The sequence below is a fragment of the Enterobacter hormaechei ATCC 49162 genome (assembly GCF_001875655.1).
Classification (GTDB): domain Bacteria; phylum Pseudomonadota; class Gammaproteobacteria; order Enterobacterales; family Enterobacteriaceae; genus Enterobacter; species Enterobacter hormaechei.
This window is the reverse complement of record NZ_MKEQ01000002.1, coordinates 529,010-554,443: the sequence shown is the minus strand read 5'-3', so window position 1 is coordinate 554,443 and position 25,434 is coordinate 529,010. Positions and strand designations below refer to the sequence as shown.

Annotated in this window: 28 protein-coding genes; 8 read left to right on the top strand and 20 right to left on the bottom strand. The window is 59.1% G+C overall.

What is annotated here, in order from left to right:
- Positions 1 to 28: 28 nt before the first annotated feature.
- The 19 genes from BH712_RS21750 to BH712_RS25395 form a co-directional block, all read right to left on the bottom strand.
- Entirely contained in the window at positions 29 to 1,669 is a 1,641-nt protein-coding gene (locus BH712_RS21750; RefSeq protein WP_006811902.1) for a thiamine pyrophosphate-binding protein, read from the bottom strand.
- 13 nt (positions 1,670 to 1,682) lie between these two features.
- Positions 1,683 to 3,152, bottom strand: coding sequence for an aldehyde dehydrogenase (locus tag BH712_RS21745; RefSeq protein WP_032674042.1), 1,470 nt, complete (start codon positions 3,150 to 3,152; stop codon positions 1,683 to 1,685).
- Positions 3,153 to 3,161: 9 nt separating this feature from the next.
- Positions 3,162 to 3,932: an aspartate dehydrogenase gene (locus BH712_RS21740; protein WP_006811904.1), complete on the bottom strand. Its 771-nt coding sequence runs from the start codon at positions 3,930 to 3,932 to the stop codon at positions 3,162 to 3,164.
- A 9-nt stretch (positions 3,933 to 3,941) separates the two neighbouring features.
- Positions 3,942 to 4,736: an SDR family oxidoreductase gene (locus BH712_RS21735; protein WP_006811905.1), complete on the bottom strand. Its 795-nt coding sequence runs from the start codon at positions 4,734 to 4,736 to the stop codon at positions 3,942 to 3,944.
- Entirely contained in the window at positions 4,720 to 5,490 is a 771-nt protein-coding gene (locus BH712_RS21730; RefSeq protein WP_032674043.1) for an alpha/beta fold hydrolase, read from the bottom strand. The genes BH712_RS21735 and BH712_RS21730 overlap by 17 nt, the downstream gene beginning before the upstream one ends.
- 10 nt (positions 5,491 to 5,500) lie before the next feature.
- Positions 5,501 to 6,031 (bottom strand): cupin domain-containing protein, encoded by a 531-nt coding sequence (locus tag BH712_RS21725; protein WP_006811907.1) that lies wholly within the window; start codon positions 6,029 to 6,031, stop codon positions 5,501 to 5,503.
- Between the two features lie 10 nt (positions 6,032 to 6,041).
- On the bottom strand, positions 6,042 to 7,298 hold the full coding sequence (locus tag BH712_RS21720; RefSeq protein ID WP_006811908.1) for an MFS transporter: 1,257 nt from the start codon (positions 7,296 to 7,298) through the stop codon (positions 6,042 to 6,044).
- 25 nt (positions 7,299 to 7,323) lie between these two features.
- A complete protein-coding gene (locus tag BH712_RS21715) occupies positions 7,324 to 8,511 on the bottom strand; it encodes an NAD(P)/FAD-dependent oxidoreductase (protein WP_006811909.1) in 1,188 nt (395 codons plus the stop codon).
- A complete protein-coding gene (locus BH712_RS21710) occupies positions 8,508 to 9,434 on the bottom strand; it encodes a VOC family protein (protein WP_006811910.1) in 927 nt (308 codons plus the stop codon). Before BH712_RS21710 ends, BH712_RS21715 begins: the two co-directional genes overlap by 4 nt.
- Before the next feature lie 78 nt (positions 9,435 to 9,512).
- Entirely contained in the window at positions 9,513 to 10,301 is a 789-nt protein-coding gene (locus BH712_RS21705) for an IclR family transcriptional regulator (protein WP_032674142.1), read from the bottom strand.
- A 12-nt stretch (positions 10,302 to 10,313) separates the two neighbouring features.
- Positions 10,314 to 11,063, bottom strand: coding sequence for an SDR family oxidoreductase (locus BH712_RS21700; protein WP_006811912.1), 750 nt, complete (start codon positions 11,061 to 11,063; stop codon positions 10,314 to 10,316).
- On the bottom strand, positions 11,063 to 12,085 hold the full coding sequence (locus BH712_RS21695; RefSeq protein ID WP_006811913.1) for an aromatic ring-hydroxylating oxygenase subunit alpha: 1,023 nt from the start codon (positions 12,083 to 12,085) through the stop codon (positions 11,063 to 11,065). The genes BH712_RS21700 and BH712_RS21695 overlap by 1 nt, the downstream gene beginning before the upstream one ends.
- A 10-nt stretch (positions 12,086 to 12,095) precedes the next feature.
- Entirely contained in the window at positions 12,096 to 12,404 is a 309-nt protein-coding gene (locus tag BH712_RS21690; protein ID WP_006811914.1) for a recombinase-like helix-turn-helix domain-containing protein, read from the bottom strand.
- Entirely contained in the window at positions 12,401 to 12,724 is a 324-nt protein-coding gene (locus BH712_RS21685; RefSeq protein ID WP_003860044.1) for a Rieske (2Fe-2S) protein, read from the bottom strand. The genes BH712_RS21690 and BH712_RS21685 overlap by 4 nt, the downstream gene beginning before the upstream one ends.
- Positions 12,725 to 13,210: 486 nt before the next feature.
- Positions 13,211 to 13,342: a hypothetical protein gene (locus BH712_RS25265; protein WP_006811916.1), complete on the bottom strand. Its 132-nt coding sequence runs from the start codon at positions 13,340 to 13,342 to the stop codon at positions 13,211 to 13,213.
- 31 nt (positions 13,343 to 13,373) lie between these two features.
- Positions 13,374 to 14,294: an agmatinase gene (speB, locus tag BH712_RS21680; protein ID WP_006811917.1), complete on the bottom strand. Its 921-nt coding sequence runs from the start codon at positions 14,292 to 14,294 to the stop codon at positions 13,374 to 13,376.
- A 219-nt stretch (positions 14,295 to 14,513) separates the two neighbouring features.
- Entirely contained in the window at positions 14,514 to 16,490 is a 1,977-nt protein-coding gene (speA, locus tag BH712_RS21675) for a biosynthetic arginine decarboxylase (protein WP_022649348.1), read from the bottom strand.
- An 8-nt stretch (positions 16,491 to 16,498) separates the two neighbouring features.
- Positions 16,499 to 16,630 carry an acid stress response protein YqgB gene (yqgB, locus tag BH712_RS21670; protein ID WP_057979949.1) on the bottom strand — a complete coding sequence of 44 codons (132 nt, stop codon included), beginning with the start codon at positions 16,628 to 16,630 and terminating at the stop codon, positions 16,499 to 16,501.
- 94 nt (positions 16,631 to 16,724) lie between these two features.
- Positions 16,725 to 16,865, bottom strand: coding sequence for a hypothetical protein (locus BH712_RS25395; RefSeq protein ID WP_418757657.1), 141 nt, complete (start codon positions 16,863 to 16,865; stop codon positions 16,725 to 16,727).
- Between the two features lie 425 nt (positions 16,866 to 17,290).
- Here BH712_RS25395 and metK point away from each other — a divergent pair, with 425 nt between their 5' ends.
- The 8 genes from metK (at position 17,291) to ruvX (ending at position 24,431) form a co-directional block, all read left to right on the top strand.
- Positions 17,291 to 18,445, top strand: a complete 1,155-nt coding sequence (gene metK / locus BH712_RS21660; RefSeq protein ID WP_003860037.1) for a methionine adenosyltransferase — start codon at positions 17,291 to 17,293, stop codon at positions 18,443 to 18,445.
- A gap of 416 nt (positions 18,446 to 18,861) precedes the next feature.
- The gene (galP, locus tag BH712_RS21655; RefSeq protein WP_006811919.1) at positions 18,862 to 20,259 is read left to right on the top strand and encodes a galactose/proton symporter; all 1,398 of its coding nucleotides are present in this window, start codon (positions 18,862 to 18,864) and stop codon (positions 20,257 to 20,259) included.
- A gap of 59 nt (positions 20,260 to 20,318) precedes the next feature.
- On the top strand, positions 20,319 to 20,816 hold the full coding sequence (locus tag BH712_RS21650) for a SprT family zinc-dependent metalloprotease (RefSeq protein WP_006811920.1): 498 nt from the start codon (positions 20,319 to 20,321) through the stop codon (positions 20,814 to 20,816).
- 94 nt (positions 20,817 to 20,910) lie between these two features.
- Entirely contained in the window at positions 20,911 to 21,618 is a 708-nt protein-coding gene (endA, locus tag BH712_RS21645) for a deoxyribonuclease I (protein WP_006811921.1), read from the top strand.
- A 51-nt stretch (positions 21,619 to 21,669) separates the two neighbouring features.
- Positions 21,670 to 22,401, top strand: coding sequence for a 16S rRNA (uracil(1498)-N(3))-methyltransferase (rsmE, locus tag BH712_RS21640; protein ID WP_017382923.1), 732 nt, complete (start codon positions 21,670 to 21,672; stop codon positions 22,399 to 22,401).
- Between the two features lie 31 nt (positions 22,402 to 22,432).
- Positions 22,433 to 23,380: a glutathione synthase gene (gshB, locus tag BH712_RS21635; protein WP_006811923.1), complete on the top strand. Its 948-nt coding sequence runs from the start codon at positions 22,433 to 22,435 to the stop codon at positions 23,378 to 23,380.
- A gap of 74 nt (positions 23,381 to 23,454) precedes the next feature.
- The gene (locus BH712_RS21630) at positions 23,455 to 24,015 is read left to right on the top strand and encodes a YqgE/AlgH family protein (RefSeq protein WP_006811924.1); all 561 of its coding nucleotides are present in this window, start codon (positions 23,455 to 23,457) and stop codon (positions 24,013 to 24,015) included.
- Complete coding sequence (ruvX, locus tag BH712_RS21625) at positions 24,015 to 24,431, top strand: Holliday junction resolvase RuvX (RefSeq protein WP_006811925.1); 417 nt, start codon at positions 24,015 to 24,017, stop codon at positions 24,429 to 24,431. Before BH712_RS21630 ends, ruvX begins: the two co-directional genes overlap by 1 nt.
- Before the next feature lie 10 nt (positions 24,432 to 24,441).
- Here ruvX and BH712_RS21620 read toward each other — a convergent pair whose 3' ends face one another.
- Positions 24,442 to 25,422 (bottom strand): type IV pilus twitching motility protein PilT, encoded by a 981-nt coding sequence (locus BH712_RS21620; RefSeq protein WP_006811926.1) that lies wholly within the window; start codon positions 25,420 to 25,422, stop codon positions 24,442 to 24,444.
- Positions 25,423 to 25,434: the final 12 nt, after the last annotated feature.

Genomic DNA, 25,434 nt, shown 5'->3' with positions numbered 1-25,434 from the left:
CGCCGCGCTACCGGGCAACAAAGCTCAATCAGTACAGCGTTTTCTGTGGCGGCCCGGCAAACTTAAGGGCGCCAATCTGCCCCATCCGCACCTCCACCACCGACGGCCCCGGCATCGCCAGCGCCTCTGTCATGACCGCATCAAAGTCCTCGGCCCGCTCAACGCTCCAGGCCTGAAGGCCAATCGCCTGCGCCAGCAGGGTAAAGTCCGGCGTATGCAGCGCGTTATAATACTGCCGTCCGCCAAAATATTTATCCTGAATGCCGCGCATTACGCCGTAGCCCCCGTCGTTCATGATCAGCAGCGTCACATTGGCTTTCTCCTGCGCCAGCGTCGCCAGTTCGCCTAAATTCAGGCTCAGGCCGCCGTCGCCCACCAGCCCCACCACCTTGCGCTGCGGGTTGGCAATCGCGGTGCCGATGGCCATCGGCAGCCCCATGCCAATCGCCCCGGCGAGAGAGTGTATGTTCATCAGCGGACCGTTAGCCCTCAACAGGCGGCTCCCCCACAGGCTGCCGGACACGGTGATATCGCGCACCAGCAGGCCGTCTTTCGGCAGCGCTTTTTCTATGGCGTCGTTAAGCTTCGCATAGACGCCGCACTGCTCGCGCAACCCCTGTTCAGCTTGCCCGACCGCCTGCTGTACCTGCGCGTCCCACTGGGCGTTGCCCCATTCCCGGCCCTGGGCTTTTTCAGCCAGCGCGCCAAGCAACGCTGAACAATCGGCTATCAACGTGCTATCCATCAGGTAGTTACGGCTTGCTGCCGCCGGGTCGATATCGATCTGCACCCGCGGAGACGGCAGTTCCAGCGTCCAGGAGCGGGTTTCGTTGCTGCGCAGGCGTGAACCGGCCACCAGGGTAAAATCACACTGCGCCATCAGCGCTTCCACCGACGGCGAATTGTGGAACGCGCGCAGGCTGGCGCGATGGTCGTCCGGCAGCACGCCGCGCGCGTGGGTACTGGAGATCACCGTCACGCCTGCATCCGCCAGCGTTTTCACAGCACCAGCGCTTCCCAGCGCCCCGCCCCCCAGCCACAGCAGCGGCTGTTTCGCCTGCTTGAGCTGTGCCCACAGTGCGTCAACCGTCGCGGGATCTACAGCTGCAACCGAAGCCGGTTTCACCGGCTTCGTCACCAGCGACAGCGGAATTTTGGCCCCCTGAATATCAATCGGGATTTCCACAGAGACCGGCCCGCACGGTGGGGTCTGCGCGTCCTGGATGGCTTTATGCAGAATCGCTATCGCCTGATTCGCGTTGCTGATCCGGTACGCCCGTTTTGAGCTGGCTTTCAGGAAGGTCAACTGGTCGCGGGTCTCATGGATAAACCCGGTGTCGGCGTCCAGCCAGGCTTTCTCCACCTGCCCGGTTAAATGCAGCAGCGGCGTGCAGGCGTTCATCGCCTCTACCAGCGCGCCTACCGCGTTACCTGCCCCGGCGCCGGTGCTGGTCAGCGCCACGCCGAGGCCGGAAAAACGTCCGTGGGCATCGGCCATGGTGACGGAACCGGCTTCGCCGCGCGCGGGCACAAAGCGGATGGTGCCCCGCTGCCCAACCGCATCCGCGATCGGCAGGTTGTGAATGGAGATGACGCCGTAGATGGCCTCAACCTGATACTGCTCCAGCGTTCTGGCGATGGCGTCGCCGACGGTTATCATTTCGCTCATTGCTCACCCTTTCTCAGTCGCACCAGTGGTTGACGCTGTTACCCGTCGCCAGATAAATGCTCTTTTGTTGCATCCAGGCCTTCAGCCCCTGAATGCCCTTCTCGCGGCCCAGACCGCTCTCTTTTAAGCCCCCGAACGGGGTCGAAATCGCAAACACTTTGTAGGTGTTAATCCACACCGTGCCTGCCTCCAGCTGCTCGCTGAGACGCAGGGCGCGTCCGGTATCGCGCGTCCAGATCCCCGCCGCCAGGCCGTAAACCGAGTCGTTCGCCTCGCGGATAAGCGTGGCTTCATCGCGAAACGGCATGGCCACCAGCACCGGGCCGAAGATCTCTTCCTGACAGGCGCGGGCGCGGTTGGTCAGCCCTTCAATGATGGTTGGCTGGAAGAAACTGCCGTTTGCCAGCGCGGGATCGGCGGGGATCTCGCCGCCGCACAGCACCCGGCCCCCTTCACGTTTCGCCAGTTCGACGTACTCGATCACGCTCTGACGATGTTTCTCGTTGATTAGCGGTCCTACATGAACGCCGTCGGTAAACGGGTGTCCGACGCGCAGCCCGCGGGTTAACTCCAGCAGCCGCGCCATCAGCGGCGCGTACAGGCTTTCGTGGATAAACAGCCGCGACCCGGCGATACACGCCTGCCCCGCCGAGCTGAAAATGCCGTAGCAGATCCCGCGCGCGGCCTGTTCGATATCGGCATCCTCCATCACGATGGTCGGGGATTTTCCGCCCAGCTCAAGCGAGGCCGGGATCAGTTTTTCCGCCGCCACGTGCGCCAGATGACGGCCCGTGGTGGTGCCGCCGGTAAAGGAAATTTTGCGCACCTCAGGGTGGCGCACCAGCGCATCGCCAATTACCGAGCCTTTGCCCGGCAGGACGCTCAGCAGCCCGGCGGGCAGCCCGGCCTGTTCAAATATCCGCGCCAGCTCCAGCGCCATCAGCGGCGTGGCTTCGGCGGGCTTGAGGATCACCGCGTTCCCGGCGGCAATGGCTGGCGCGACCTTCTGCATTTCGCTGGCAATCGGCGAGTTCCACGGCGTGATGGCCGCCACCACGCCGAGCGGCTCGTAGCGGCTCAGCGTCAGCAGATCCGCCTGGCGCGGCGTCGGGAGTTCCCCTTCCAGCAGCTCGCAGGCGGCGGCAAAGTAGCGCGCCGTTCCCGCCGCGCTCATCACCAGCCCGCGCGCTTCCGCCAGCGGCTTGCCGTTATCGCGGCTCTGCATCTGCGCCAGCACGTCGACGCGGGATTCAATGAGATCGGCAACCTTATGCAGGATCTTCGCCCGCATATGCGGCAGGCTGTTACGCCATGCGGGTTCGCGCCAGGCGCGCGCTCCTGCCGCTATCGCCTCCTCCAGATCATCCAGACTGGCGGCGTTCAGCGTCGCGTTGATTGTTCCGTCTGCCGGGAAGTGGCTCTGCATCGGGTTCCCGCCGCCGTGTCGCCACTGTCCGCCAATAAAAATCTTCAGATTGTCCATCATCACTCCTCAGCTCAGGGCCAGCTCGCGGCAGGCGCGCACCGCGCTCAGTGCCGCCAGGGTGGAGGTTTTAGGATTGGATGCCAGCGGCAGGCCGCTCAGCTCCAGATGGAACTCGCCGAACAATCCTTCCACGTGCAGCGTGTGGGTGTTACGTTTCGTTGCCGGGTCAACCATCAGCTGTACGCGGGTCTCATCCATCCCCACGCCGCCGAGCGCCACGGTCGCCGCCACGTTGGCGTTCGCCGGGAACAGCCGCGCCGCCTCGCGGGCGCTGCCTTCAAAAAAGACCTTTGCCTCTGACACCAAATTCAGATCGATAAGCTGCTCGGCATAGCTGCCGCGCCAGCTGGCCGGGCTTTTGCGCGACTGATAGGTGACGCGCTCAAGCCCACCCTCCTTCGCCGCTGCCAGACCGTCGATACCGGCCACCGCACCGGAAAGCAGGGTCAGTTTGCCGCCCGCCGCGAGCAGGCGCTGCTCCAGCGCGCTGTCCGCCAGCGCGCCAGTGGAAATAACGGCCAGATGCCAGCCGCGACGCAGGATCTCTTCCCCGTACTGGGCCACCGCCTGCTGGCTGGCGCACTCCAGCACCAGATCGGGCGTTTGTGCGCACGCCGTCGGTGACGTCAGCGCCTCGACCGCATCGCCAAACTGGTCGTGAATGGCGGCATGGTGAGAGTCTCGCGCCACGATCCAGCCGATAGCCACGCCAGCAGGCAGGCGCTCAATCACCGCCTGCGCCATGGCGCCAAAACCAATCAACATTACCTTTTTCATGATGTGTCCTTACAGATGGCGGCAGAAGCCGCCGGAAACGTCCAGCGCCGCGCCGGTGGTAAACGAGGCCAGCGGCGAAGCGAGGAACAGCAGCGCCTGCGCTGGCTCCTGCGGCTTGCCGAGGCGCGCCATCGGAATGCCGCGCTTGCGCGCGATGTCCGCCGTCCACTCCGGCCAGCTCTGGTTTTTGTCCGCCCGCGTTTCAAAGCGGCGCTGCCACTGGCCGGATTCCACCATGCCAAGCAGTATGGAGTTGACGCGAATGCCTTTGCCTACCAGCTCTTTCGAGAGCGTCAGCGTCATGTTCAGCAGTGCGGCACGGGCGGCGGAGGTGGCGATCATGTGCTCCTCCGGCTGTAGCGCCAGCAGGGAGTTCACGCAGGTAACAGAGGCGATGTCGGACTGCTCCAGCAGAGGCTGAAACGCCTGGACCGGGTTAATCACCCCAAACAGTTTGAGTTCGGCTTCGTGTAGCCACGCCTCGCGCGGGGTGTCCTGGAAGTGCGCCACATAGCCCTGCCCGGCGTTATTGATCAGCATATCCGCCGCGCCAAAGCGCGCCTGTACCGCATCCGCAAAGGCCTGCACGTCGTCGGCGTTCAGCACGTCGCAGCGGTAAGAGAAAATCTCCCCGTGGGGGAATTCGTTTTGCAGCGTCGCATGAGCGCTGGCGAGCCGGTCCGGGTCACGGCCGCAGAAGGCGACTTTCGCCCCGTCACCCAGCAGCAGGCGCAGCGTTTCAAAGCCAATGCCGGAAGATCCGCCGGTGACTACCGCTACACGCCCGTCAATTTGTGCATTCATCGCGCACCTCTTCGTTAATGCGTAAAAGCTGTTGGTTAAAAAACGCGTCGTTATCGAGATAGCTGGCGTGCCCGGCCTGCGGAATGGCGGTAAACGGCATGCCGTAGCGCAGCGCCAGCCCCTGTACCAGCTCGGGCTGTGTGATGGCATCCTGCTCGCCGCACCAGACTTCAAACGTGCCGGAGTAGCGCTTCAACCAGCCGTGGATGTCGTCGTGTGCCAGCATCCACGCGGCGGCAAGGTAGCCCTCGGAACGCAGCGCGCGCATGCCCGCCGCGACGGTGGCGATATCTTCCGCGCGCGCGCCGGGGCGCAGCAGCTTCGCGGCGCGGGTCTGGGCAAGGATCTCGCCACCCAGCGCCATCTGCTGCTCGCGGTTGCGCCAGACCTGCTCCCGCTGCTCCGGCGCGGCCTGCCCGTAACCCTGCGCGGCATCCGCCAGCACCAGATGGATGACGCGCTCAGGGAATTTCGCGGCAAAGGCGCTGGCCACCAGCGCGCCGAGCGAGTGGCCAACCAGCACCGCCTGCCAGACGCCCGCGCGGTCAAGCATGGCTGCCAGCGCGTCGGCGTAATCCCCCGCGTTCGCCCGCTCGACGGCCAGCATCGGGCTTTCGCCATAACCGGGCATGTCCCACGCCAGCACGCGAAAACCGTTCAGCACCATCTGCTTATGCCAGGAGGCCGCGCCGGAGCTGATCCCGTGCAGCAGCATCAGCGGAATACCGCTTCCCTGTTCACGAAAACCCGTCATCATGCCCCCCTTAGTTCCGCTTCACTTTCGAGAGCGGATGGTCGGACGGATAGGTCGGGATTTCCGGCTTGTTGGTCCCCAGCATGACGCACATCAGCGCCTCTTCTTCCCCGTGGTTAAACAGCCCGCGATAGATACCCGGCGGGACGGAGATCAGGTCACGCTCGCGCAGCACGGTTTCGGTGTAGCAGTCGCCGTCCTGGATCATCAGCGTGATCTGCCCCTTGAGCATAAAGAACACCTCTTCCACGTCGTCGTGCAGGTGCAGCGGCCCTTCGCACTTCGACGGCAGCACCATGGTGGAGAAGGTAAAGTGATCCGCCTGCACGGTGTTGGTGTCGTTCGCCACGCCCGTTGCGCCGGTGCCGATGTAGCGCATCTGCGCCCGGCGGTATTTTGGGTCAAAATCGGCCTGGAACTTCAGCGCGTTCCAGTCGTATTTCCGGCCTTCGAAGCGCGCGATGCGCGACTCGACCCACTCTTCCATCGTCAGATGGTCAGGTTTAATGCCGGTTTTGTGGGTTACGGTTGAATCAGTCATGACACTCTCCTCAGTAACGTCTCAGCAGCGGCAGTAACAGGACGCAGCCCACCGCCGCCATCACCGCCAGAAAAATCAGCCCGGAATCCATGCTGTGGGTGAAGGCGATAAGCGCGCCCATCACCGCTGGCGACAGTGCGCCCGCAAAGTTTCCCAGCCCGTTGAAGATGCCGCCCGCCGTAGCGCTCACCCGGGGATGGGTGGCCTTCGCCAGCAGGGCGAAAATGTTAGGTGCGCCGGTGCCCCACATAAAGGTGCTGAAGCTCATCGCCGCGATGATGGCGAGCGGGGTATCAAGGTGCATTACCGCCGCCAGCCCCACCGCCGCCCCCGCCATCGAGATAAAGCAGGCCGCCGCGCGCTTATCGACCCTGTCCGAAAGCCACGCGCCAATCACTTCCCCCGCCAGCATGGCGATAAACGGCATCGACGACAGCCAGCCTGCATGCTCCAGATGAATGCCTTTGCCTTTGATCAGGTAGCCAGGCAGCCAGCCGTTGATGCCCCACAGGTAGGTCAGGAACGCGATGTTAAAGATGCAGATGATCCAGAAGTGCGGGCTGACAAACAGCTCGCGCCGTGCCGCGCGCCGCTCGTCCTGAGACGCCTGTGAAGTGCCGGGTTTTGCCTCCAGGCGGATCCCGCGCAGACCGATGCGCACGAAGATAAGCACCGGCACGGTAAGCATGGCCATCACAAAGAAAGTGCTCTGCCAGCCAAAGGTGTTCAGCAGCCAGAGGGAGAGCGGGAAACCAATCGCCGCGCCCACCGGGGTGCCCAACAGCCACAGCATGGTGGCGCGCGCCTGCAAATGCTGCGGGAAGTTGTGACGCACGATGGCGAAAGCCAGCGGGAAGAGCGGTCCTTCTGCCACGCCCAGCAGAATACGCAGGACGATCATCAGCGTGTAGTTATGGGTAAAGCCCATCGCCACCATCAGCACGCACCACACCACCATCATCCCGGTGAGCAGACGCAGCGGCGCGATTTTGTCGCCTAAACCGCTTAAAAACACCGACGAGAAGCCGTAGCTCAGCAGGAAGGCGCTCATCAGAATGCCGAGGCGCGTGGTATCGAAATCGATGCCCATCGCCTGCTGGAAATGGGTATCAGAAAAGAGCGCCGCGATGCTGATTTTGTCGAAAAACGCCAGCAGCACACAGGCCAGCAGCGACAGCGGGATGGCCCAGCGCACCGCTTTTTCGGGCGTGCAGGTCCCCTCACCGCTCGCCTCAACGGGCGCGGTGTTAGTCTCTAGTGTGGTCATCTCTCCCCCTACGGGTGCGGGTTAGCTATCGCAGTGACATCAGTGAAAAAGTCGGGTCGGCAAGCGGTACGTCCGACAGATCCCGCCCCGCCGCCATCCAGCGCTTCGCCAGCTTCACGGTGCGCGCATCGTTGAACGCCACCAGCTGCGTCAGCCGCCCGTTTTCGTCCAGCGAGAAGAACAGCGAATCTTCACGCACCAGCGTTTTACCTCCCGGCTGCGGTATACCGAGGATCTGAATATTGTGCTGGTATTGATCCGACCACAGCCACGGCGCGTCGTCGTAGCCTGGCGCATCCGGGTTGAGCATCGCTTTCGCCGTTGCCACCGCCTGATTCTGGGCGAAGGCCCAGGACTGGATGCACAGGCCGTAGTGATGGTGCTGGGCGACATCGCCTGCGGCAAAGATGAACGGATCCGACGTGTGGCCCTGAGCATCCACCACGATCCCGCGTCCGGTTTTCAGCCCCGCGTCGCGCGCCAGCTCAAGATTAAGATCGACGCCGATCCCCACCACCACCGCGTCAAAGGTTTCGCGGTTGCCGTCGCAGTGGATGACCGGCAGGCCGTTATCGTCCTCCAGCTCCAGCGCGCCGCAGCCGGTACGGATCTCCACGCCCTGTTCGCGGTGGATGGCCTCCAGGCGCTTTGAAACCTCGCCGCTCACCGAGCGCATGCACAGCGCAGGCTGCTGCTCGAACAGGGTGACCGCCACGCCGCTTTTGCGCGCGGAGGCGGCAATCTCAAGCCCGATCCAGCCGCCGCCGACAATCGCCAGCTTTTGACTTTCCGCGAGACGCGCTTTCAGGCGCTGCGCGTCCTGCCAGTGGCGCAGGGTATAGACCTGCGGATGGCTGGCCCACGCCTGCGAAGGCAGGCGCGCCCGCCCGCCGGTAGCGATTAAAAGGATGTTGTAACTAAGCTGTTCGCCGTTGCTAAGAACGACTTTTTTCTCATCGCGATCGACCGCTTCAGCACGCAGCGGCCGGTACCAGGTCAGGTTCAGGGCCTGCTGTGCCTCGTCGCTAAACAGGCGCGGAAGCCCCGCGTCCGGCTCCAGCAGAGACGCTTTCGACAGCTGAGGGCGCTCGTAGAAATCCCATTCCTCTTCCGCCACCACGCAAATTTCGCCGTCGAAGCCCTCATCGCGCAGGGTTTTCGCTGCCCAGCCGCCCGCCTGACCGCCGCCGATAATGACAATGCGCGACGTCATACCGCCTCCGGCTTTTTCTGCTGGCGGCGCGTGTCGTGGTCAATCCCGCCTTCCACCGCCCACTCGGTAAAGGAGACCAGCGAATGCTCCAGCTCGCGCGGCTGCCAGTTTTCCGTCAGGTAATCGTCGTTGGTGTAATACTCAAACGCCCCGCCGGTCGGGCTGTTGACGTACCAGAAGTACGCCGACGACACCGGATGACGGCCCGGCCCGATAAAGGTGCTCCAGTCATGTTTATTCATCGCGATACCGCCGCCGATCACCTCGTGGATGTCGCGTACGGTAAAGGCCACGTGGTTAAGGCCGCGCTTGCGGTTCGGCAGTTGCAGCAGGAACAGGTTGTGATGACCGCCGCGCGCGCCACAGCGCAGGAACACGGCGCGGTTGATATAGCGGTCCGAGACCTGAAAGCCGAGCACCTCGCGGTAGAATTTCTCCACTGCCGCCAGCTCTTCCACGAAGAACACCACGTGCCCGACGTTGATCGGCTGGGCGCGATCGTAAACCGGGCTGGGGGTATCGATACGGCGGGCGTCGCCCCACTGGTTTATCGGCTCGACGTTCAGCTCCACCTCGGTCTGCTGGCTGACCTGCACGCGCAGCGTCATGCCGTTCGGATCCAGGCACTCCAGCGCGTCGCCCACTTCGCGAAAGCCAGGCTGTTGCGCCAGCTTCGGGCGCAGCGCGTCCAGATCTGACTGTGCGGCAACCGCCCAGGTCATTCGGCGCATGGTGTTGCCCGCTTCAAACGCGGGCGGCAGGTCGGGGCTGTCGATGGGGTTAAGCTCCACGCGCGCGCCGCTCAGGGTGGTGAAACGCTGGCCGCTGGCATCGCCCGTCAGGCCAAAATCACGCATAAATTTGGCGCAGTGCGTCAGGTCTTCCACGCCAAATTCCAGCTTTTCAATTCCGGTTACACTCATCGTTCGTTGCCTCATCTGGCCCAAATTGGGCGTAAAACATGCCCGACGCAGTTAAGCGCCTGACGTTAACTCACTGATTTAACTGGCCTGTGACAAATACCCTAAGAAGCCAGAAATTTTATCCGCCGCGAGGCGAACCTCGTTTTGCAGGCGCTCGCGGTCGCTCTGCGGGATCTCCTCGGACGGCACCAGAATGCTGACCACCGCCGCCACGCGTCCGCTTCGGTCATACACCGGGTAGACGATGGAAGAGATGCCGTGACGGAAGAAGGATTCACCGATGACAAACCCGCGTGCTTTGTCCTGCTGCACCATCTGCCACAGAGCTTCACGATCATGAAGCTGCCCCGGCGTGTTGCCCGGCAGACGCTCATGCGGGAACAATTGTTCAAAATCAGCGTGGGAAATATCGGTCAGCAGCATGCGACCGAGCGAGGTGCAGTGCACCGGCAGGCGGGTGCCAATGCTGACCTGGTTGATGCGCGACCCGGCGGCGCTGACGCGGGCGATGTAGATAATGTCGCGCCCGTCGCGGATCGCCAGATGGCTGCTGCACTGGCTCACGTCGCGCAATTGCTCGATCACCGGCTGGCCGACCTGCGCCACGTCCAGCGAAGCGATGTACTCAAAGCCGAGACGCAGCACATTCATGCCCAGTGAAAAGGTATTGGTGCGCGTGTTGCGCTCCAGAAATCCCATGTACTCCAGGGTCTGCACCACGCGATAGGCAGTGGCCTTCGGCATATCCACCAGCCGGTGCAGTTCGGCAAAGGTCAGATCGCGATGCTGCTCGCCAAAGGCCAACAGCAGCTGTAAACCGCGCTCCAGCCCCGGCACCAGATACTTCACTTCCTGATCGTTTGCCATCATCGCCCTACCTTAGTTAAAGACAAAACCGCCGTTGACCGGGATCAGCTGTCCGGTAATAAACCGCGACAAATCGCTTAACAGCCAGACCACGCTGCCGGTGACATCTTCCGGCTGCTGTGCCCCGGTTAACGCGCGTCCGTTCTCGTAGAGCTGATGTCGTTCGGCGGGCACATATTCGGTGGCCTCGACGCGGGTCAGCCCCGGTGCGATGGCGTTGATGCGAATCCGTTTTTCACCCAGCTCGCGCGCCATGGAGCGGGTCATGGCAATGACTGCCCCCTTGCTGGCGACGTAGGCCATCAGGCGCGGCGCGCCCCACAGCGCGGTGTCAGACGCCACGTTCACAATGCCTGCCCCTTCACGCAGCAGCGGCACGGCGGCGCGCGTCACCAGCCAGGTGCCTTTGACGTTGACGCTCATCACCCGATCCCAGAGATCCGGGTCGTAATCGAGCATGTTTTTGCCGCCCACGCCCGTCGCCATCGCCGCGTTGTTCACCAGACCGTCAATCTGCCCCTGCTCGCCAACGCTGCTGAACACCTGCTCGATGGAGTGCGGATCGGCCAGATCGATAACGTGCGATTCGATCGCATAGCCCTGTTCGCGCAGCCGGTGGGCGCTCTCGGCCAGTTCGCCTTTGAGGATGTCGCACATCACCACCGCCGCGCCTTGCTCCGCGCAGGCTCTGGCAAAGTGGTAGCCCAGCCCGCGCGCGGCGCCGGTCACTACAATGCGTTTGCCACTCAGCAGCCCGTTCATCAGGCGGCTCCCTGCTGTGCTTCGCGCATCGCCAGCTGCTCTTTGGCGGCCTTTTGCATCATGCGGCGCAGGCGAGAGAGGCCAACGTCGTGCTGATACAGGTATTCATGGTCGCGCGCGTTGGGCGCCAGGCTCTCCAGCACCACGCGGTCCTGCTCCAGCACTTCCCAGTGCAGTTTTTCCAGGCGGTTGCGGTACATGAAGCGCCACATATCACGCTGCCAGCCCTGTACGCGGCGTATGCGCCAGAAGAAAACGCGGCAGTTGTCGTTATCTTCCGGCACCACCATGCCGACGATAAAGAAGTGGCCGCCCGGTCCGAAACGCTTCTTATACGGAATGGAGAGGCGCATCCAGCAGGTGCCGCTGTTGCCCAGCTCTACCCAGTCGAAGTTGACGCCGCTCTGCCCCTTCTTCTCGAAAATAAAGCCGGTTTTCGTCGGCTGGAGCACCATGTCGGCCTTGCGGTCCCCTTCCGCCATCGAGTGTGAGGAGGAGTGCAGATAAGTGCCGTGCATCGGATCCATCACGTTTTCCAGCGCGTACTGGTAATTGCATTTCCACGCGGCGGTGCAGAGGAAATTGCTGAAGTTTTCCGTGTCGGCCAGTTCGTCCGGGAAGGTCAGCTCGTCCGGCTGCTGGTCCGCGGTGACGCCAAACCAGAGGAAAATGGCGCCGTGCGCCTCCTGCACGTTATAGCTGCGCACGCACTGCTGGCCGACCAGCGGACATTTGTCCACGGCGGGCACGTCTTTCACTTCGCCGTTACCCGCCACTTCCACCCCGTGATACCAGCAGGCGATGCGGTCCCCGAGATTCCAGCCCATCGACAGACGCGCGCCGCGGTGCGGACAGCGGTCCTCCAGCGCCTGCACCTGCCCGTCTTTGTTGCGCCAGACCACAATCTGTTCACCCAGGCGGGTGATGCCCACCGGCGCAGACTGCACTTCCCAGCTCGCCAGCACCGGATACCAGAGGCCGCGCAGACCTTTATCCAGATAGTTTTGTACGGTAGTCGTCATCGCGTTGCCCTCAGTAGCCGTTAACCTGTAAGAATGCCTGGAAGCTGGCGTCGCTCCACGGCTCGCCCTGCTGGTCGTGCATACGCACTGCGTTCAGCCCGCTCACCAGCTCCGGCAGGGTTTCAACGCCCTGTTCGAAGAGATCTTCGAGCGTCGCAATCAGGTTCATTTCCCAGCTTTCCGGCTCGCGGCTGCGGGTCTGCCAAATGAGATTCTGGTAATCACCCGGCTTGTGAATGGCGCCATTACCGCCTTCTGCCGGCGGGGTAAACTGGCGGCTTTCCGGCAGCGCCGGGTTGTAGTTCAGCGTGTCGCTCATGCCACGGTCTCCTCAACGAAGGTAATCTGAATCTGGTTTTCAAAGACCCGAACCGGGTAACGGTTGAGGTTGCGACCCCCGGGGCCGTGCAGACACTGGCCGGTTTTGACGTCGAACACCGCCTCATGCAGCGGACATTCCACTTTGCCATCTTCCACGAAGCCCTGGCTCAGCAGGGCGTAAGCGTGTGGGCATACGTCTTCCAGCGCGTAATATTCACCGTCAATCAAATACACGCCGATCTCTTTCCCGTCGACGTTGCCACTAAAAGGGAAATCTTCCTGTACTTGCTCTGCGTCACATACGCCTATCCAGCTCATCACGATCCTCCAGGCCTTTGTTTCATATATGAAACTCTGTTTCTTATTTAATACGGTCAATATAAAAGCGGTGAATGTTTCGTCAAGCGGCAATGTGACGAATTTGTTAATTGATCGGCAATTAATTAACTAAGTGTGCAAGGGATCACGAAAAAATGCAGCGATATGAAATTTTCATTATTGCGGCGTGAAAGAATACGATTTATCGATGGCTTTTATTTTTATTCCTTAAAAATAAAAAGGCAAAAGCCTTGCTGTTTCACCTGTGAAACAATGCTTTATTTTATCCTTATTAAACAACGAGTTTCACAGGTAAACCATTTTAGTTGCGTGACAATCACACTGATAAAAAAACACACTGGATAATACATAAGGCAGGCAAAAGGAGAAGGTACATTTGCACTGTTATTCCTCATTATTATTTTCTGCGCTGAATGGATAAATATCATTTCCATAATTTTTAAACGGGAAATAGGTCGGGGATTTTCAGCCAAATGAAAACAGAATGTTACAAGGAATGCGGGTGGCGAAGGTGATGATAGCGGTAGGGTCTTTTTGACGCACGTAACGTTGCAGGCGATCGTCCTGCTGGCCGGAGAAAATATTGCTGCTGCGCATGCGTCGCGCAGCAGCAATCAGCGCGTAAGGCTTATTCGCCCTTTTTCGCCGCCTGGATGTAGAGCATTTCCAGCGCCAGGGTCGCCGCGGCCAGCGCGGTGATCTCGGACTGGTCATAGGCCGGAGCCACTTCCACCACGTCCATCCCGACGATGTTCAGATCCTTCAGGCCGCGCACCAGTTTGATGGCGCGGTCTGACGTCAGGCCGCCAATCACCGGCGTACCGGTACCTGGCGCAAATGCCGGATCCAGGCAGTCGATATCGAAGGTCAGGTAAACAGGCATATCGCCTACGATCTGCTTAACCTGAGCCAGAATATCGTCCACGCCGCGATCGTTCACCTGGCCCGCGTCGAGCACGGTGAAGCCGTTGTCTTTGTCGAATTCGGTACGGATACCGATCTGCACGGAGTGGTTCGGGTCGATCAGACCTTCGTTTGGCGCGGTGTAGAACATGGTGCCGTGGTCGAACTCGCAGCCGTTCGCGTAGGTGTCGGTGTGCGCATCGAAGTGCACCAGCGCCATTTTACCGAAGTGCTTCGCGTGGGCGCGCAGCAGCGGCAGAGTGACGAAGTGGTCACCGCCGAAGGAGAGCATGCGTTTACCGGCCGCCAGCAGCTTCTCGGCGTGCGCCTGTAATTTTTCGCTCATTTCGCGGGCGTCGCCGAAGGCGTACACCAGGTCACCGCAGTCCACCACGTTCAGGCGCTCGCGCATGTCGAAGTTCCACGGGAAGCGGTTGTGCTCCCAGGCCAGGTTGGTGGAGACCTGACGGATCGCCGCCGGGCCATGACGTCCACCTGCGCGACCGGACGTAGCCATGTCGAACGGTACGCCGGTGATCACCCAGTCCGCATCGCTGTCGTACGGCTGGAAGTTCATCGGAAGGCGTAAAAAACCAAACGCGTTAGATACCAGAGAGTTATCGTACTGATGACCTAGAGTGCTCATGTCCTGACCTCTTATAAAGTCGATACATTAAAAACAGATGAAAAAAAAATCCCCTCCGCGTCGTTAAACCCGACGAGGAAGGGATTGATTCGTAAATCGCATAGTGGGGCGAATTATCGCCGTTAATTCATACGGGTTCAAGTGAGTATAGGGCATCGTGCGGTCTTTGCCCCTCACCCTAACCCTCTCCCCAAAGGGGAGAGGGGAAAGGCGAATGCCTTACTCGTCTTCCAGGTAGGTGTACCCGTACAGACCCGCTTCAAACTCTTCGAGGAACTGCTGCTGCAAGGCATCGTCCAGACCGGTGTTTTTGACCTGATCGCGGAACTGGGTGAGCAGTTTTTTCGGATCCAGCTGAACGTATTCGAGCATGTCTGCCACCGTGTCCCCTTCGTCGGACAGCTCAACCTCCACGCTGCCGTCAGGGAAGACAAACACGTCAACCGCTTCGGTATCGCCGAACAGGTTGTGCATATTGCCCAGGATCTCCTGATACGCCCCCACCATAAAGAAGCCCAGCATTGGCGGGTTCTCTGGATCGTACTCCGGCATCGGCATGGTCGTCGCAATACCGTCACCGTCGACGTAGTGGTCAATCGCGCCATCGGAGTCACAGGTGATGTCCAGCAGCACCGCGCGACGTTCCGGCGCATGATTCAGCCCTTCCAGCGGCAGAACCGGGAACAGCTGGTCGATACCCCAGGCATCCGGCATCGACTGGAACAGGGAGAAGTTGACGTACATTTTGTCCGCCATACGCTCCTGCAACTCGTCGATAATCGGACGGTGCGCACGGTTGCTCGGGTCGAGCTGCTTCTGCACCTCATGGCACATATTCAGATAGAGCTGCTCGGCCCATGCGCGCTCTTGCAGGCTAAAGGTGCCCGAAGAATAGCCGACGTGAATATCGTGCAGGTCCATCTGGCTGTCGTGTAGCCATTCGCGCAGGGAACGGCGCGTGCCCGGCTCGTGCATCTCCTGCCAGGTTTCCCACATGCTTTGCAGAGAACGCGGGGCATCGTCTGCCGGAGGCGTGGCTTCGGTGATTTCGCTACGCTCAACGCCGATGATGTTAGAAACCAGCACCGTATGGTGCGCGGTAACCGCGCGTCCAGATTCGGTGATCACCGTCGGATGCGGCAGGCCGTGCTCTTCGCAGGCATCGCCAATCGCCCAGATGATGTTATTGGCGTATTCGTTCAGGCCGTAGTTGACCGAGCAGTCAGACTGTGAGCGGGTCCCTTCGTAGTCCACGCCCAGGCCGCCGCCCACGTCAAAGCACTGAATATTCACGCCAAGCTTATGCAGCTCAACGTAGAAACGCGCGGATTCACGCACGCCGGTGGCGATGTCGCGGATATTGGCCATCTGCGAGCCGAGGTGGAAGTGCAGCAGCTGAATGCTGTCCAGACGACCGCGCTCGCGCAGGATTTCCACCAGTTGCAGCACCTGGTTCGCCGCGAGGCCGAACTTGGATTTTTCACCGCCGGAAGACTGCCACTTACCGGACCCCTGCGAGGCCAGACGCGCACGTACGCCAAGGCGTGGGATCACGTTCAGACGCTCGGCCTCTTCCAGCACGATCGCGATTTCGGTCATCTTCTCGATCACCAGATAGACCTTATGGCCCATCTTCTCGCCAATCAGCGCCAGACGAATGTATTCGCGGTCCTTATAGCCGTTACAGACGATCACCGACCGGGTCATGCCCGCGTGGGCCAGGACCGCCATCAGCTCCGCTTTAGAGCCTGCTTCCAGGCCCAGCGGTTCGCCGGAGTGGATCAGGGACTCAATTACGCGGCGGTGCTGGTTTACCTTGATCGGGTAAACGAGGAAATAGTCGCCGTTATAACCATACGATTCGCGCGCGCGTTTAAACGCGGCGTTAATAGAACGCAGGCGATGTTGCAGGATCTGCGGGAAGCAGAACAGTGCAGGCAAGCGCTGGCCCTGCGCTTCACGGGCTTTCACCAGTTTAGCGAGATCCACGCGCGCTTCCGGGACGTCCGGATCCGGGCAGACACTGATGTGACCCAGCTCGTTGACGTCGTAGTAGTTATTGCCCCACCAGGCAATATTGTAAGTACGCAGCATCTTGCTGGCTTCCTGGGAGCTCATCGCAACCTCCTGCATAGAACGTAGTACACCCTGTTCGCCTGCTGACGAAGGCGAAAGCGAAGACATGTCGTCAGACATAGCGAACCTCAACTCTTTGTATTAAGTGTAAAACAGTTGACTACTATCGCAGCGTTATACGGCGATAACAACCCATTAACGGCTCCATTTCCCAGCAGAGTATGCTGAAATCCAGACCGTGCGACCGGTTTCTTATTCATATCATTGTAAAACACGTATCCGAACTCTGTATGACAAGGTTCGGCGAAACCACGAGAAAACTCCTGTATTAACAAGAGCGCCCTTGTTCAGTTTTCACAAAGCGTGACCGGCTCTGGAATCCTGAGAAGCACCGAGATGGGTATAACATCGGCAGGTGTTTAGACCAGAAGTGCGGGTGGGAATCACATGCGCGCCAGAACGGCTACGCTGAATGAGCGGAAAACGATGGTTCATTATCTCGTATCACCTCCACGGCCGCCTCTGTTGAAACGGACCACAAGCCAAAGCTAAAAGTTCACTGCTTAACCCGGCTGGAAGTGGCGACACGATGTGTTCATCGAGCGCTTATTTTATATGAGCCGCGCGCCGCGTTTTATACCGAGAAGGTCGCTAAAAAGCAAAACAAAAATGCGCAGGTTGCCAGCGTCGTCAGGAAAAATTTCCAGCCGTGTTTTCAACGCAGTGAGAGGTGAATCAAAAAAAACTGGAAATCGGGTGAAGAAGTGACCTAAAATAGACGTCCAGATGTTAATCCATCCATACCGATTAACACTCAGACTGCCAGTGTCAAAATCCTGTAGGCCTTGGTAGAATTATCTCCTTTGGCTATTCCACACAGCAGCTTGAGCTAACCAAATTCCTCTTAGGTGAAATAAAACATGGCAAAACACCTGTTTACGTCCGAGTCCGTATCAGAAGGACATCCTGATAAAATTGCTGACCAAATCTCCGATGCGGTGCTGGATGCGATCCTCGCGCAGGATCCAAAGGCGCGCGTAGCGTGTGAAACCTATGTCAAAACCGGCATGGTTCTGGTTGGCGGTGAGATCACCACCAGCGCATGGGTTGATATCGAAGAGATCACCCGTAACACGGTGCGTGAGATCGGCTATGTGCATTCTGATATGGGCTTTGATGCCAACTCCTGCGCGGTACTGAGCGCGATTGGCAAACAGTCTCCCGACATCAACCAGGGCGTTGATCGTGCCGATCCGCTGGAACAGGGCGCGGGCGACCAGGGCCTGATGTTCGGTTATGCAACCAACGAAACCGACGTGCTGATGCCAGCCCCTGTGACCTACGCACACCGTCTGGTGCAGCGTCAGGCTGAAGTGCGTAAAAACGGCACCCTGCCGTGGCTGCGTCCGGATGCGAAAAGCCAGGTGACCTTCCAGTATGACGACGGGAAAATCGTCGGTATCGATGCCGTGGTTCTCTCCACGCAGCATGCTGAAGAGATTGACCAGAAATCCCTGCAAGAAGCGGTGATGGAAGAGATCATCAAGCCGGTTCTGCCAACTGAATGGCTGAGCTCTGCGACCAAATTCTTCATCAACCCAACCGGACGCTTTGTTATCGGCGGCCCAATGGGTGACTGCGGTCTGACCGGTCGTAAAATCATCGTTGATACCTACGGCGGCATGGCCCGTCACGGCGGCGGTGCATTCTCCGGTAAAGATCCGTCTAAAGTTGACCGTTCTGCTGCGTACGCTGCACGTTATGTGGCGAAAAACATCGTTGCTGCGGGCCTGGCTGACCGCTGTGAGATTCAGGTTTCCTACGCTATCGGCGTGGCTGAGCCAACCTCGATCATGGTTGAAACCTTCGGGACTGAAAAAGTGCCTTCAGAACAGCTGACCCTGCTGGTGCGTGAGTTCTTCGACCTGCGTCCATACGGTCTGATTCAGATGCTGGATCTGCTGCACCCAATCTACCAGGAAACCGCGGCGTACGGTCACTTTGGTCGCGAACATTTCCCATGGGAAAAAACCGACAAAGCCGCCCTGCTGCGTGATGCTGCCGGTCTGAAATAATCGACTGACAGTAGCTTAAACAGGCCAGCCTTTGTGCTGGCCTTTTTTATGTCGGGTGGCGGCTATGCCTTACCCGACCTACGAGTAGTGAGTTTTTGTAGGCCGGGTAAGGCGCAGCCGCCACCCGGCAATATTTGGAACCGCTTACACCTCACCCTCTATACTTCGCTTTCAGAATAATCCCTTTGCATGATCGCATTTCTTCTGCTGTTACATTCCCTTTCAGTTAAGTCTGAAATTTGTGCAAACGCGATGCACATCAATTAATTTACCTCTATATTTTCAAAGCTTTAATTATTTTTACGGTTACAGGCTAGTGTAACCGATTACACCGTTGTGATTTGACTCACATATTTTTATGAGTCGCTCACCTACCCTTAATATCGTAAAAACTGATAACTCAACTGGAGGGCATAATGCCTGACAATAATAAACAGGGGCGTACGTCCAATAAGGCAATGACGTTCTTCGTCTGCTTCCTTGCCGCTCTGGCAGGATTACTCTTTGGCCTGGATATTGGCGTAATTGCCGGTGCATTACCGTTCATCACCGATGAGTTCCAGATTAGCGCACACACTCAGGAATGGGTGGTTAGCTCCATGATGTTCGGCGCCGCCGTCGGTGCGGTCGGCAGCGGCTGGCTCTCCTTCAAGCTCGGGCGTAAAAAGAGCCTGATGATCGGCGCGATCCTGTTCGTTGCCGGTTCACTGTTCTCGGCTGCTGCGCCTAACGTTGAAGTGCTGATCCTCTCCCGCGTGCTGCTGGGTCTGGCGGTGGGCGTGGCGTCTTATACTGCTCCGCTGTACCTGTCCGAAATCGCGCCGGAAAAAATCCGCGGCAGCATGATTTCCATGTATCAGCTGATGATCACCATCGGTATTCTGGGGGCTTATCTCTCCGATACCGCGTTCAGCTACAGCGGCGCGTGGCGCTGGATGCTGGGTGTGATCATCATTCCTGCCGTTCTGCTGCTGATCGGCGTCTTCTTCCTGCCGGACAGCCCGCGCTGGTTTGCCGCCAAACGCCGCTTCCATGATGCCGAACGCGTGCTCTTACGCCTGCGTGATACCAGCGCCGAAGCCAAAAACGAGCTGGAAGAGATCCGCGAAAGCCTGAAGGTGAAACAGTCCGGCTGGGCGCTGTTCAAAGAGAACAGCAACTTCCGCCGCGCGGTATTCCTCGGCGTGCTGTTACAGATCATGCAGCAGTTCACCGGGATGAACGTCATCATGTATTACGCGCCAAAAATCTTCGAACTGGCGGGTTACACCAACACCACCGAGCAGATGTGGGGCACCGTGATCGTCGGTCTGACCAACGTGCTGGCAACCTTTATCGCCATCGGTCTGGTAGACCGCTGGGGACGTAAGCCAACCCTGACGCTGGGCTTCCTGGTCATGGCTGTCGGTATGGGCGTACTGGGTACTATGATGCACATGGGCATTCACTCCCCAACGGCACAATACTTCGCCGTGGCGATGCTGCTGATGTTTATCATCGGTTTCGCGATGAGCGCCGGTCCGCTGATTTGGGTGCTGTGCTCTGAGATCCAGCCGCTGAAAGGGCGTGATTTTGGTATCACCTGCTCTACCGCGACCAACTGGATTGCCAACATGATCGTCGGCGCAACGTTCCTGACCATGCTCAATACCCTGGGTAACGCCAATACCTTCTGGGTCTACGCCGGTCTGAACCTGTTCTTTATTGTTCTCACGATCTGGCTGGTTCCTGAAACCAAACACGTTTCACTGGAACACATTGAACGTAACCTGATGAAAGGTCGTCCTCTGCGCGAAATCGGCGCACACGACTGATCCTCCTGCGGGGAGGCGCCTCTTGCGCCTCCCCGCTTCCCGCTTTATGCTCTGCCCCTATGAAAGCTCCCCGTCTCCCCATCGCCATTCAGCAAGCCGTTATGCGCAGCCTGCGGGAAAAACTCGCCCAGGCCAACCTGAAGCTTGGCCGTAATTATCCTGAACCGAAGCTGGTGTATCAGCAGCGAGGCACCGCAGCAGGCACCGCCTGGCTGGAAGCCTACGAGATCCGCCTGAATCCGGTACTGATGATGGAAAATCAGCAGGCGTTTGTCGAAGAAGTGGTGCCGCACGAGCTGGCCCACCTTCTGGTGTGGAAACACTTTGGCCGCGTCGCGTCGCACGGCAAAGAGTGGAAGTGGATGATGGAGGCGGTGCTCGGCGTTCCGGCACGTCGCACCCATCAGTTCGAGCTGGAATCGGTGCGCCGCAATACGTTTCCCTATCGCTGCCAGTGCCAGCAACACCAGCTTACCGTCCGCCGCCACAACCGCGTGGTGCGTGGCGAGGCCACCTACCGCTGCGTAAAGTGCGGCGAACCGCTGGTTGCGGAATAATCAATTGAACTATCAGGAACTTTCCTGATCTGACTGATTGCATACGGGAACAACATTCGTTACGTTGCGGGCTCGTTTTGACACGGAGTGTAAGATGTCCCGTAATGTTTCTCTCGCGGTCGCTTTTCTGGCGACAGCGCTCTCCGGCCATGCTCTGGCCGACGGTATTCACAGTTTTTCTCAGGCAAAAACCGCAGGCGTAAAGATTAACGCCGACGTGCCGGGTGATTTTTACTGCGGCTGCAAAATTAACTGGCAGGGTAAAAAAGGGGTCGTGGACCTGGCATCCTGCGGCTATAAGGTGCGCAAGAACGAGAACCGCGCCAGCCGAATCGAATGGGAACACGTGGTTCCGGCCTGGCAGTTTGGTCACCAGCGCCAGTGCTGGCAGGACGGTGGACGTAAAAATTGCGCCAAAGATCCGGTCTATCGCCAGATGGAAAGCGATATGCACAACCTGCAACCCGCCGTGGGTGAAGTCAATGGCGATCGCGGTAACTTCATGTACAGCCAGTGGAACGGAGGCGAAGGCCAGTACGGTCAGTGCGCCATGAAGGTTGATTTCAAAGAGAAAGTCGCCGAACCGCCTGCCCGCGCGCGCGGCAGCATCGCCCGTACCTATTTCTATATGCGCGACCGATACGATCTCAACCTTTCCCGCCAGCAGACGCAGCTCTTCAATGCCTGGGACAAGCTCTACCCGGTGACGGACTGGGAATGCCAGCGCGACGAACGTATCGCCAAAGTCCAGGGAAATCACAACCCGTACGTCCAGCGGGCTTGCCAGGCGCAAAAGAGCTAACCTACACTACGGCAATTCGCTTATATCGCATGACACATGGAATTTCTGACTATGCGCATCCCTCGCATCTATCACCCTGAACTGATTACCCCAGGCGGCGAAATCGCCCTGTCTGATGATGCTGCAAACCACGTAGGCCGCGTGCTGCGCATGGGCGCAGGCCAGGCGATTCAACTCTTTGACGGTTCTAATCAGGTTTTCGACGCTGAAATTACGCGCGCCGACAAAAAAAGCGTGCACGTGAAGGTGCTGCGTGGCGACGTGGATGACCGGGAATCCCCGCTGCACATTCACCTGGGCCAGGTGATGTCGCGTGGGGAAAAGATGGAGTTCACCATTCAGAAATCCATTGAACTGGGTGTAAGCCTCATTACGCCACTTTTTTCTGAGCGCTGCGGCGTTAAACTGGATGCGGAACGTCTGAACAAAAAGATCCAGCAGTGGCAAAAAATTGCCATTGCGGCCTGCGAACAGAGTGGCCGCAACCGTATCCCGGAGATCCGCCCGGCGATGGATCTGGAGGACTGGTGTGCAGAAGAAGAAAGCGGACTTAAGCTCAATCTTCATCCGCGCGCCAGCGCCAGCATCAATACGCTGCCGCTGCCCGTTGAGCGTGTACGCCTGCTGATTGGCCCGGAAGGCGGTCTGTCGGCTGACGAAATTGCCATGACGGCGCGTTACCAGTTTACTGATATTCTGTTGGGACCTCGCGTTCTGCGCACTGAGACAACGGCACTCACCGCCATTACCGCGCTACAGGTGCGATTTGGCGATCTGGGTTGAAGCAAAGCCTGACCCATAACCGGAGAAGAAGATGATTAAGCTCGGCATCGTGATGGACCCCATCGCAAACATTAACATCAAGAAAGACTCCAGCTTCGCTATGCTGCTGGAAGCGCAGCGTCGCGGCTATGAACTCCACTATATGGAGATGAACGATCTTTACCTGATCAACGGTGAAGCCCGCGCACGCACCCGCATCGTTAACGTCGAGCAGAACTACGAAAAATGGTACGAATTCGGCACCGAACAGGACATTGCCCTGGCCGACCTCAACGTGATCCTGATGCGTAAAGATCCGCCGTTCGATACCGAATACATTTACTCCACCTATATCCTTGAGCGTGCCGAAGAGAAAGGGACGCTGATCGTCAATAAACCGCAGAGCCTGCGCGACTGTAACGAGAAGCTCTACACCGCATGGTTCTCTGACCTGACGCCAGAAACGCTGGTCACCCGCAGCAAAACGCAGCTGAAAGCGTTCTGGCAGAAGCACGGCGACATCATCATGAAGCCGCTGGACGGCATGGGTGGCGCGTCGATCTTCCGCGTGAAAGAGGGCGACCCGAACATTGGCGTAATTGCCGAAACGCTGACCGAACTGGGAACCCGCTACTGCATGGCGCAGAACTATCTGCCAGCCATTAAAGACGGTGACAAGCGTGTGCTGGTCGTAGACGGCGAGCCGGTGCCTTACTGCCTGGCGCGTATCCCACAGGGGGGTGAAACCCGTGGTAACCTGGCCGCCGGTGGCCGTGGCGAGCCGCGTCCGTTAAGCGAAAGCGACTGGGAAATTGCCCGCCGCGTCGGCCCTACGCTGAAAGCCAAAGGCCTGATCTTTGTTGGCCTCGATATCATCGGCGATCGTCTGACCGAAGTGAACGTCACCAGCCCGACCTGCATTCGTGAAATCGAAGCGGAATTCCCGATCTCGATCACCGGAATGCTGATGGACGCTATCGAAAAACGTTTACAGAAATAACCTGTGACAGCGCCTGTGTTTATCCCCATACTGGGCGCTGTCGCTTTTTAAACCAGGAAACAGTACCTCTGACAATGAATTTACAGCATCACTTTCTTATTGCCATGCCTGCTCTCCAGGATCCGATTTTCCGCCGCTCCGTGGTCTATATTTGCGAGTACAACGAAGACGGCGCGATGGGGATTATCATCAATAAACCGCTGGAAAACCTCCAGGTGGAAGGGATTCTGGACAAGCTGAAAATCCCTGCGGAAGCGCGACTGCCGGAAATCCGCCTCGATAAACCGGTGATGCTCGGCGGCCCGCTTGCAGAAGATCGTGGCTTTATCCTGCATACCCCACCGGTTTTCTCGTCCAGCATTCGAATCTCCGATAACACCGTTGTCACCACCTCTCGCGACGTGCTTGAAACGCTGGGCACTGCCAGTCAGCCTTCTGAAGTGCTGGTTGCGCTCGGCTACGCCTCCTGGGAAAAAGGGCAGCTGGAACAAGAAATTCTGGACAACGCCTGGCTGACAGCCCCTGCGGATATGAATATCCTCTTTAAAACCCCTATCGCCGATCGCTGGCGTGACGCGGCAAAACTGATTGGCATTGATATCCTGACCATGCCTGGCGTGGCGGGGCACGCGTAATGAGCGGCACCCTTCTCGCCTTCGACTTCGGCACCAAAAGCATCGGCGTCGCCGTAGGTCAACGGATCACCGGCACCGCTCGCCCACTCACGGCGCTGAAAGCCAATGACGGCACGCCAGACTGGAACCTTATTGAGCGCTTGCTCAAAGAGTGGCAGCCGGACGACGTGATTGTCGGCCTGCCGCTGAACATGGACGGCACCGAGCAGCCGCTTACCGCCCGCGCGCGCAAGTTCGCGAACAAAATCCATGGCCGCTTTGGCGTCTCCGTTAAGCTGCACGATGAACGTCTGAGCACCGTTGAAGCGCGCGCTGGCCTGTTCGAGCACGGTGGCTTCCGGGCGCTGAACAAAGGCAGCGTGGATTCAGCGTCAGCCGTTATTATCCTCGAAAGCTATTTCGAACAGGGTTACTGAGCGCCGGGGCCTACAGCCGCCCCTGCGCCCGTCGCTCCGCCAGACTCTGCTCAAAGTTCTGCATCCCCGCCTGCTGCCCCGTTTGAACAATGCCCGGTAGTTGCCAGGTTTTGCCTTCGCGGATCAGGTTTGCCGCCGCCGACGTATTCACCAGTAGCTCATACAGCGCCACGCGCCCGCCCTGGACATCCTGACGCAGTTTTTGCGCCAGTACCGCACGTAGGCTTCCCGCCAGCTGATTGCGCACCGGATCTTTCTCCTGCGCCGGGAAGGTATCGACCAGGCGCTCAATCGCCTGCGCTGCACCGCGCGTGTGCAGCGTGGCTAACACCAGATGGCCGGTTTCCGCCGCCGTCAGTGCCAGGCGTATTGTTTCGCTGTCGCGCAACTCACCCAGCAGAATCACATCCGGATCTTCACGCAGCGCGCTGCGCAGGGCCTCGGCAAAGGAGGGGCTGTGCTGGCCAATTTCCCGCTGCTGGATCAGACACCGTTCGCTCTGGTACATAAACTCCACCGGATCTTCCAGGGTCAGAATATGCCCGTCCGTGTGGTGATTGAGGAAATCCACCATCGCGGCCAGAGTGGTCGATTTCCCGCTGCCGGTGGCGCCGGTGACCAGAATCAGGCCATTGTCATTGGACAGCAGTTCCGGGATCGCTCGCGGCACACCTAACGCAGAGAGCTGCGGGCACGTCAGCGGCAACAGCCGCAGCGCGATCGAAACGCCGTGCATATGCTTAAACGCACTGCCGCGCAGCCGCTGACGGCCTGCGAGGGTAACGGCAAAATCCACCTGCCCGTTTGCCCACCATGCGCCCTGCTGTTCGTCGTTGAGCCACGCTTTTAATAACGCCTCCACATCCGGGGGCGGAAACGGCGCTGGTTCAAGACGGCCTGACCTGCGCCAGCGCGGCGGCGAATCACTGCACAGGTGTAGATCGGAGACGTTATGCTTTACACTAAGGGCCACAATTTCTTCCACATCCATAGACTACTCCTC